Below are 9,594 nucleotides of genomic sequence, written 5' to 3'. Positions count from 1 at the left end.
TTGGAATGAAATCGATCGGTGCGAACGTCCACGAGCAAGGGGCTCAGTCCCGCATACAGAATTTTGTCGGGGGCCAGCATCCCATAGATAATGTTCCGCTCGTGCAAATAGCACAGCGCACCGATGATCGGCTCGGCAAACTCGAGCACCGATTCCCATGGCAACCGACTGCGTCGCTCGATCTCGGCCGCCAATGTTTCGCCGTCGACAAGCTCGTAAGCCAAGTAGGCGTCTTTGTCTTCGAATCCGCCGCCAAAGCAGCGGGCGATGGCGGGATGTTGCAACGTTTTTAGCGTTTCCCACTCTGCGGCAAATTGGGTGCGGGCTTCTGGCGTCGCGCCAAAGGGGGACGAGAACACCTTGACGGCAACCGCTTTGTGCATTTGGACGTGAATGGCACGCCACACCGAACTCTGTGACGGATGGTCACCGAGTTTCGCTTCGATCGCTAATGGGCCAAGTCGGCTGCGCGGCATAGGAGACTAAAGCTTGGGAATGAGAACGGGAATGAGAACAATCCGCCAAATTTGAATTGATTATAGTTTGCCTCGGCGAGGGGGCGGTTACGACGCGTCGATTTGGTCTTTGAGGTGGGCAAAGAAGATCGCTTTGTCCGCTTCGTACTGCTGCAAATCCCCCTCGCCGTCTCGCCAACGCCGCACTTTGGCCTCTTCGAAATCGAGTGCCGACTCCGTATTTTGCCGTAGATAATCGCGAATGGAAACCGCTTGAATCCAAGCTGGGGTGGATGTCTGCATTAAATAGACGCAATGGGTCGGATCAGGCTGGTCAGGCGTAACGTAGCGAGGTTTGAACAACGCGATCGCTTCACGGGCCCAGTGGGGCGTTTCATCGCGTCGGAAATTGAGGCCTTCGATTAATAACGCTGCCGATTCCATCATCGCCACATCGTTCACTCCGGCCAACACATCAATGGTCGGGCGAGCAATCAGCCCTGAGATCGCCGTGCTGCCGATATGCACCACATCCACGACCCGCCCTTCACACGACAGCAGGATGCTGCTGCGAGTTTGCTCAAATTCTTGACGCCACCTTGGGTCAAAGTGCATCAAGCGGACGGGATGAGAGGCCATAACGAAAATGCCTTGATCAGTTCGCGTCGGTGATTCGGGATCAGGTGATTCAGGATTGGTGAATGACGAACAGCTCTAAGATTGAATGTAGCCGAAGTCGGAGGATTCGGGATGCAGTCCGTAAAAAAACGAATCAACAAGACGACAGGCAACAAAAAAACCGGGCCAACGAATTGCTCGTTGGCCCGGTTCGATTTTGAAATCAAAGGGATTTGATTATCGGCTGATCAACATTGCCACTTTGGAAGCTTCGATCTGCTTTTCGATCGATTCGACATAAGCGGTATCCGCCGCACACATTCGCGAGAATGGCACCGTGCACTTTTTGCCGTTCGATTTGAGCAGTCGGATGTTGGTCGCATTGATTTCGATCAAACGTCCATCGGTGCGGAAGTTTCCGGTGTTATCGATCCAGGTTCGCGAGCCAGTGTCGGCAAGCGACGTAATTCGAACCGTGTTCTTCTCGGAAACGACAAGCTGTGTCGACTCTTCCGAATCGACTTCGCTTGCTTGAGGTTGCTCGGCGTGACCGAACAGATCATCGATCGACGTGCCAGCCTCTTCGGTCTTGGGTGTGGCTTCGTCGGCATCGCCAGGAGCGCCAAACAAGTCATCGATCGAATCGGATGCAGGTGCCGCATCGTCGGCCGGCGGAGTGTCGAACAAGCCGTCGAGATCGTTTGCGGGAGCGTCGGCAGGAGGTTCTGCTGGAGCGTCCGCAGGTGCTGCAGGCGTTTCGGGGGCGTCACCGAACAAGCTGTCGATGCTGGTGTCACTTCCCGCGGGGGCGGGATCGGTGGCCGCAGCGTCACTGCCGAACAAGTCATCAAGACCCGTGTCCGCAGCCGGTGCGTCGGTCGCAGGTGCTTCCATCGGCGCCGCATCTTCGTCAGGTGTATCCAACGCGGGGGCGTCCGAACCGAACAAATCATCCAGACTGGTGTCCGCAGCTGGTGCATCGGTTGCAGGTGGTTCGGCCGCAGGAGCCTCTTCGGCCGGCGCATCACCACCAAACAAATCGTCGATCGATTCGTTGGCTGGCGATTCGTTCGCTGGCATATCGGCTGGAGCTTCGGCTGGCGAATCGTCAGCAGCACCAAAGATGTCGTCATCCATGGGCGGTTTAGCAGCCGATTCTTCGCCTGCTGGCGAAGCGTCGCCGCCGAATAGATCGTCCAGGGCAGGCTCTTCAGCGGGCTTGGTTTCAGGTTCGGTAGCCGGTGGGTCGCCAAACAAGTCGTCTGCCGGAGCAGGTTCGGTTTCGGCAGGCATTGGCGCACCGAACGGATCTTCGGTTGGCTCGGGCGTGGTTTCGGTGGGAGCAGGATCACCGAACAAATCATCCGCTGCGTCTGGAGCGGCCGGCTTGGCTGGCTCCGCAGGAGCAGGTTTTTCGGGGGCTGGCTCGGCCGGGGCTGGCTCGGCTTCTGCCGGAGCAGGACTGCCGAACAAATCGTCCGCTGGCGCCGGTTCGGTCGCAGGCGGCTCAGGCATGTCCGGTACCGCAGGCGGTTCAGGCTTGGTTTCCAGTGGCATCGCCGGAGCAGGTTGCTCGGCGTGATCTTCATTGTCCGCGGGAGCTTTCTCAAACGGTGAATCCGAAGGCGAGCTAGTTTCCGCTTCGCTTGACGAACCCAGGTCGGCGGGAACCGGAGGAGCGTTTTCGATTTCCATCGGCATGCTGCTGTGATCGATAGGAGCCGCGTATTCGATTCCGCTATCGTATTGCATCGGAGCCGATTCGATCACGGTGCCGTTGTCGACGCCGCTGTAGTCGCAAATGCCGTTGTTATCGACCGCTTCGTAAGAGACTTCGCCACAGCAGGGGGCGACTGGGGCTGGAAGACAATGAAGCGGTGGGCAAGCGACGGGAGGACAAACAACCGGGGGACACTGGACCGGAGGGCAGTGCATTACTGGAGGGCAGTGCATTACCGGGGGACAGTGAACAGGTGGGCAATGGATGGGCGGACACGGGGCACCGCAGGTGGGAGCCGGTTCACTGCAAGCGTGTCGAAGAAGCCATCCGGCGGATGCAGGGCTAATACCGAGCAGGCAAGTCAACGTGGCAACGAGGCTCCATCGGTATAGACTTCGGGCCGTTCGTTTCATAGTTCGTTTTGTCTCCTCCACACCGAAGTGCGGGTCGCGTGCGAGTTTCTAAGGTGGGATTTGGGGGGCAATGGCCTTGTTCGATAACCGAATAAATCAATTTGACCGGTAGGCTTCTGCTATCACCCTGCCCCACATGCTAGTTGTCAGAAAATCAGCAAGCAAGCAGCGAATTCAGGTTAAATGGAGAGCTTTGCGCAATCAGGTCGGGTTTTAATGATCCAGCAAGAATCGTCTAGGGTGGTGCGGGTGCCCCATGTGGAGGTCGAGTGGGGTTCGAAATTCGCCTCCCCAGGATCGGAATAATTCGTCACACTAGGGGAACCGATCGGGGACCAATCCCGCTCGGAGAACGGGCGTTTGTGTTGAGCGGAAACGCTTTTCGCTGCTTTTGGCCCTCTTTTTTGGCGTGGAAAGCGGTCAAATTCAGTGGCGGGTGCAAAGTTGTAAGCTTTGCCGCGTCCATGGGTTAGGTTCGATCGAACGGCTTTTGTTTAAAGTATACTGACTGGGCAACGAACACCGGGGGACGCAGGACTTGCGTCCCCCAGCTTGGCGATGGTCGGAGGCCGCAGGCGTGCCTGTCATTGTTGTCGATTGCATCCACGTGCATGCCGCTTTGTCATTTTTTTCGTTTACGATTGCCTCGGATTTCCATGTTTCGCTTCATCAAGAGCGTTTTTGCATCGATGAGCCTTGAGCGGAAATGTCTGCTCTTTTTTGGTTCTGCGCTGCTCGTCTTGATGTGCGCTGCTTTTTTCGTCGTCCAATTGCTGGCCAAAAGTTTGGTCACCAACACGACCCGGCAACGGGCTCGTGACTACGCAGCGGCGGAATTGATGATGATCCACAGTGATGCGCAGTGGTCCTCGGCATTGCCTGAAGACGTGGTAACGCGTGAAAAGGAATTGCTCGGGGGACTGCGGTCCGAGCTGCTGAACGCCAAGATTGACTTCCAGATTCTGGCGTTACAGGATTCGGCGACCTATGACAATTTGCCGCGAATCGAATTGCCCTCCGTCAACACGCCGCTCGGAGCGATGGAGTTAGCGCGACTGAAAAGTCTGCAGCCTCAGTATCGCGAGTGGCTCAGCCGCCAGATCGCCGAAGACCGGCCTGATGTCGAGCGGCCGCTCGATTTGGGCGAAAACGAAGCGATGAGCCGGATCGGATTACTTGGCACCACGGTGTTTGCCGAGGACGGTCCAGTCGATGATCGTTACATCTATTACTCGCCCGTTTTCTTTAAACCAACATGCGTGTTGTCGTGTCACAGTCCCACCGGGGGCGCGATTTCGACATCGCCCGACGAAGACCCAACCAAGCTCGCATCGCAATATCCGTTTCGCGTCTTCCGCGTCAGTATGCCGTACCAGGAAACGCACGAGCAAACGACTTGGATTCGCGCGATCGTGATTGCCTTGGCGATGTTGATTATCGCCGTGACATTGTTTGTCTTGCACGCAATCGTACGTTACTTGGTGTTACAGCCGCTGTATCACCTGCGTGATGTCAGCGATGCGATTACTCATGGTGACACCAACCAACGCGCCACGATCGATACCGAAGACGAGTTCCGTGAATTGGCCGACGCGTTTAACCGAATGCTTCGTCACTTGACCGAGACGCAAGACAAAATCCAAGAGGTTAACCGCGAATTGGATGCTCGGGTGGATCAATTTGCGCAATTGAACCTGCAGCTCTACGAGGCAAACCGGCTGAAGAGCGACTTTTTGGCCAACATGAGTCACGAATTACGAACGCCGCTGAACAGCATCATTGGCTTTTCTGAAGTGCTGCAGGGGATCGATTCGCTGAACGATAAACAGCGGCGATACGCGGGAAATATACGTAAAAGCGGGCGTTTGCTGCTGGAAATGATCAACGATATTCTGGATTTAGCCAAGGTCGAAGCGGGCAAGATGGAAGTGCGCCGCGCCGAATTTGATTTGTCGCGATTGGTGTCGGCGCAGTGCGACATGATCCATTCGTTGTCCGAAGAAAAGAATATTTCGTTGACCGTCGAGATTCCCGAGGACCTTCCCAAAGCCTACCAAGATCAAAACAAACTTGGCCAAATTCTCAATAACTTGCTTAGCAACGCGATCAAATTCACACCCGAAGGTGGCATGATCACCGTTCACATCGAGGACGTCAAAAACGGTCGCTTCCGATTGTCTGTCAGTGACACCGGAGTGGGGATCGCCGAGGAGGACCAGCCCATCATTTTCCAAAAATTTCGTCAGAGCCAAAAAGTACTTAATGACGAAGGTTTGACTCGCGAGTTTGCAGGGACCGGACTCGGCTTGTCGATTGTCAAAGAGTTGGCAAAGCTGCTTGGGGGCGAAGTCGATTTTGAAAGTGAACTGGGACGCGGCAGCCGTTTTTGGGTCACGCTGCCATGGCGGTTAGCGAGCGTTTCGCCGATCTCGATCCCATCGCAGGGCGCGGTGCCCGCGGCACTACAAGACGCCGCAAGCAGCTTGACCGCATCACGCCCCTCGACGTGAAAAGCCTAAGTGGGCCACAGCCAGATCAAGCAAACCATGACGTAGCGAAAGTCGCCAAGACTTTCGGCGTCACTCTCGGCCAAATGCGTGCAGTCGCAAGTTTTGAAGTTGAGTTTTCCAGTTGGTCAGATCACGCAATTGGGTTGAATGTGGGATCGACGGACGCAACTTCAGAAGCCGCGAAGTGAACCTCTTCTTTAACTATCGACCCACTTATTGTCGGCTGCGTTCATTCTCGGCTGCGGGCCTGTTTCAACACCGCCGCCATGCGTTGTTTCAGCGACGATCGCAGCGGTTCGGGGGCCATACGGATTGCGTTCAAGTAGTTCGCGCGTGCCATCTTTATTTTGCCTTGCGATGCCGCCCGTTCGGCCCGCTCGATTGATTCATTGAGCTGCTCGATGCGAAGCTGGGCATTGGATTGCTGGACCGACCATAATTGTTGCTGAATCAATTGCTGGCTGATTTGCGCCGGATTGGCGAGCACGGGGTAAGACCCGACCACCGGGGTGACGCCGGTGACAAACGGGGTCACGGTTTGCGAAACGATCGACCCCGGAACCCCATTCATGGTGGTCACCGATGGCGTCGTGCTCGAGAGAGTTTGGCTGCTGCCTTGAGCAAAATTGAAACGCAGGTTGCCCGAGATGCCGTTACCAAAATTTTGTCGCAGATTGCCTGAAACCCCTGAGTTGACCGCTTCGGGAGCAAAGGGCGCCGGGTTGTTGCCGGGATTGATATTGGCAAAGAAGTTCGGTCCCTGCAGCGAGAATCCGAATTGATTGTTTTCAAACGTGTTCGTCCCGATCTGCTGGAACGGCGCCGCGGTGTGGATCATTTGTGCGACCACTGCAGACCGATCTAGCGCAATCGTCGCAAGTGTGATCGCGGCCAAGCTTGTCACGATCCGCAATGGCGGGCGATATCGGGGACGTGGTTTTGATTGGGGGCTGTAACGTTGCAAGTGGTTGGAACGTTGCCAGTGAAAGTGTGACTGCATGTTTCGCTCCCTCTTCCCCCCGTTTAGCGTGTGTTGGCCAACAACCCTGGGCCAATCGGTTTGCCGCCACTGGACGAAGCCGTGTGACGACGCCATTCGGCAACGATGCGGTCGATGTTCGATCGGCCATGCATTTGTTAATGTATCGTGTTCGCTGTTCAAATCGATCTGGTTTCAACCGTTTTCACGTGGCTGGCACACCTTTTCACTAGACAGTTGGGTTGGCGGGGGCTTGGTGAGTCGTCTCTGCCGAGAGTGATTTTCTGCTGAGAATGATTTTTCAAGGGAATGAGGAAAGTTGGAATGAAAAAAGTCGATCTGTTCACTGATGGTGCGTGCAGTGGGAATCCGGGCCCAGGCGGTTGGGCGTTCATTTTGCGATGCAGCAAGACGGACAAGGAACTTGAACGCAGCGACGGGGAACCGGAATCGACCAACAATCGGATGGAATTGATGGCGGTCATTCGCGGACTCGAATCGCTAAAGGAACCATGTGAGGTCACGCTGCATGCCGACAGCACCTATGTGGGCCAGGGGATGACCAGTTGGATGAAGGGCTGGAAGAGTCGTGGTTGGAAACGCAAAGACGGTTCGAAATTGGTGCCGATCAAAAACGAAGAACTGTGGCGTGAACTCGATCAATTGATGCAGAAGCACAAGATCATTTTCAATCACGTCAAAGGGCACGCCGGTCATCTCGAGAACGAGCGTTGTGACAAGTTGGCGGTCCAGGCGTACCAAAAATACCTTCCCCGATCGGCCCGTTAAAATCGTTTCTGCGGGAGCATCAAACTGGGGTTTCGCTCCCGGTTTGTGGTGAATCGGCGGAGTCGTTTTAAAAGCCGCTAAAACACCGTAAAATCGCGTTGTTTGGGGATGCCAAGGAGGCATCGCGGAACGTCGAGAAAAACGTTAGAATACGTCGCATAGCGATTAACTTTTTTCGGCTACTTCCCGAGTGTTCTCGATACAGGCTTTTCATGAGCGACGACCCCCAATCGGAACCCACCTCCGACGACGCAACTCCTGCGGCTGACGCAAACGCAACCCCCGAAACAGCTGCAGTGAATGACGCTGCGGCGGTCACGGGCGATGCTCCCGCACAGCAAGTTGCCTCCATCCAAGTCTCCACGGCACCCAAAGCAAACTCGGAATATACCGACAAAGATTTGCAGCACCTTTCGGACCTCGAGCATGTCCGCGAGCGTCCCGGGATGTACATCGGTGACACCTCGACGCGAGGATTGCATCACTTGGTCTACGAAGTCGTCGACAACTCGATCGACGAAGCGATGGCGGGATTCGCGAATTCCGTTTCCGTCACCGTGCATACCGACGGTAGCGTTACGGTCGAAGATGACGGACGGGGGATTCCCGTCACGCGTCACGACCAGCTTTCTGAGGAACTTGACCGCGAAGTCAGCACGCTCGAGGGTGTGATGACGGTGCTGAAGTTTGGTGGCAAGTTTGAAAAGGGCGCCTATCAAACCTCCGGTGGTCTGCATGGCGTCGGGGTAACCGTCGTCAACTTTCTAAGCCAATGGGCCGAAGTCGAAGTCAGCCGCGATGGTTTCACTTGGACTCAAGAGTACGAGCGGGGTGTTCCCACCGGGCCGGTCGTCAAAGGCCGTGTGACCAAACGCGCCGGAACAAAGACGACGTTCAAAGCCGATAATCAAATTTTTAGTGTGACGAAGTACAGCTTCGATACGCTTTTCAAACGGCTTCAGGAACTAGCGTTCCTCAATAGCGGCGTGCACATCAAATTCCATGATGAACGCAATGGCGAAGGTGGCGATTTCCAGTACGAGCGTGGGATCGTCGAGTTTGTCGAGCATCTCAATCGTGCCAGCGACGTTTTGCACAGCGATGTGATCCAATTGCAAGGCGATAAGGACGGAACTCAGTTCGATATCGCAATGCAGTACAGCGCCGAGTACACCGAGAACGTCCAATCTTACGTCAACAACATCCACACGATTGAAGGCGGTACCCACGTTTCGGGTTTCCGATCGGCGTTGACGCGGACGTTGAACAATTACGGCAAGAAAGAAAATCTATTCAAAGGATCCGCAGTTCCAGGCGGTGACGATTTCCGCGAAGGCATCACCGCGGTGATTAGCGTTCGCGTCCCGCATCCGCAGTTCGAAGGGCAAACGAAAACCAAGCTGGGCAACAGTGATGTGGAAAGCATCGTCAATGCGGGCGTGGGCGAACAGTTAGCCAAGTACTTTGAAGAGAACCCCCGGGTTGCCAAGACGATCGTGCGAAAAGGCTTGCTCGCTGCGGAAGCACGCGAGGCGGCACGCAAGGCAAAAGACTTGCTGCGAAAACGCAAAGACGCGCTCGGTGGCGGCGGATTGCCCGGAAAACTTCGCGATTGCATCAGTAAAAAGATGGAAGAGTGCGAAGTGTACTTGGTGGAAGGTGACTCGGCAGGTGGTTCGGCCGAGGGTGGCCGAATGCGGCATTATCAAGCCATCCTGCCGCTTCGCGGTAAGATCATCAACGCTTACAAGAGCCGCGAAGACAAAGTGCTTGCCAATGAAGAAGTCCAGTCGATGATTCAAGCGATCGGAACTGGAATTGGTGCCGATCAAGACTTGACCAAGCGTCGCTACAACAAAGTCATCATCATGACCGATGCTGACGTTGACGGTAGTCACATTCGCACGCTGCTGCTGTGTTTCTTCTATCGTCAGATGTATCAATTGGTTGCTGCGGGGCACGTTTATGTGGCTCAGCCGCCATTGTTCCGCGTCCAGCACGGCAAGTCACGTTACTACATTCAGAGCGAAGAAGAGATGAAGTCTCAATTGCTTGAACGTGGTTTGAACGACACCTATTTCGAAGCCGAAGACGGACGCCGCGCCGAAGG

The 9,594-nt window shown here is 55.3% G+C and carries 7 protein-coding genes; 3 read left to right on the top strand and 4 right to left on the bottom strand.

Features of this window, described 5'->3' with window-relative positions; all coding sequences use genetic code 11:
- The 3 genes from ABX962_RS20735 to ABX962_RS20725 all read right to left on the bottom strand — a co-directional run.
- Positions 1-476 (bottom strand): serine/threonine protein kinase (locus ABX962_RS20735; protein WP_372721924.1); only part of this gene is annotated, 476 nt, incomplete at its 3' end.
- Positions 477-563: 87 nt separating this feature from the next.
- A complete protein-coding gene (locus ABX962_RS20730) occupies positions 564-1,094 on the bottom strand; it encodes a GrpB family protein (protein WP_372721923.1) in 531 nt (176 codons plus the stop codon).
- Between the two features lie 216 nt (positions 1,095-1,310).
- Positions 1,311-3,008: an SHD1 domain-containing protein gene (locus ABX962_RS20725; RefSeq protein WP_372721922.1), complete on the bottom strand. Its 1,698-nt coding sequence runs from the start codon at positions 3,006-3,008 to the stop codon at positions 1,311-1,313.
- A gap of 941 nt (positions 3,009-3,949) precedes the next feature.
- Here ABX962_RS20725 and ABX962_RS20720 point away from each other — a divergent pair.
- A complete protein-coding gene (locus ABX962_RS20720; RefSeq protein WP_372721921.1) occupies positions 3,950-5,716 on the top strand; it encodes a sensor histidine kinase in 1,767 nt (588 codons plus the stop codon).
- Positions 5,717-5,945: 229 nt separating this feature from the next.
- On the opposite strand, the gene ABX962_RS20715 is transcribed toward ABX962_RS20720, so the two are convergent.
- The gene (locus ABX962_RS20715) at positions 5,946-6,716 is read right to left on the bottom strand and encodes a hypothetical protein (RefSeq protein WP_372721920.1); all 771 of its coding nucleotides are present in this window, start codon (positions 6,714-6,716) and stop codon (positions 5,946-5,948) included.
- Between the two features lie 303 nt (positions 6,717-7,019).
- Here ABX962_RS20715 and rnhA point away from each other — a divergent pair, with 303 nt between their 5' ends.
- Positions 7,020-7,484: a ribonuclease HI gene (rnhA, locus tag ABX962_RS20710; RefSeq protein WP_345327177.1), complete on the top strand. Its 465-nt coding sequence runs from the start codon at positions 7,020-7,022 to the stop codon at positions 7,482-7,484.
- 212 nt (positions 7,485-7,696) lie between these two features.
- The coding region (locus ABX962_RS20705) for a DNA gyrase subunit B (RefSeq protein WP_372721919.1) at positions 7,697-9,594 on the top strand (1,898 nt) is incomplete at its 3' end.

Source organism: Novipirellula sp. (assembly GCF_041583735.1).
Classification (GTDB): domain Bacteria; phylum Planctomycetota; class Planctomycetia; order Pirellulales; family Pirellulaceae; genus Novipirellula.
Note: the sequence above shows the minus strand (reverse complement) of the source record. Positions and strands in the feature narration are given on the sequence as shown.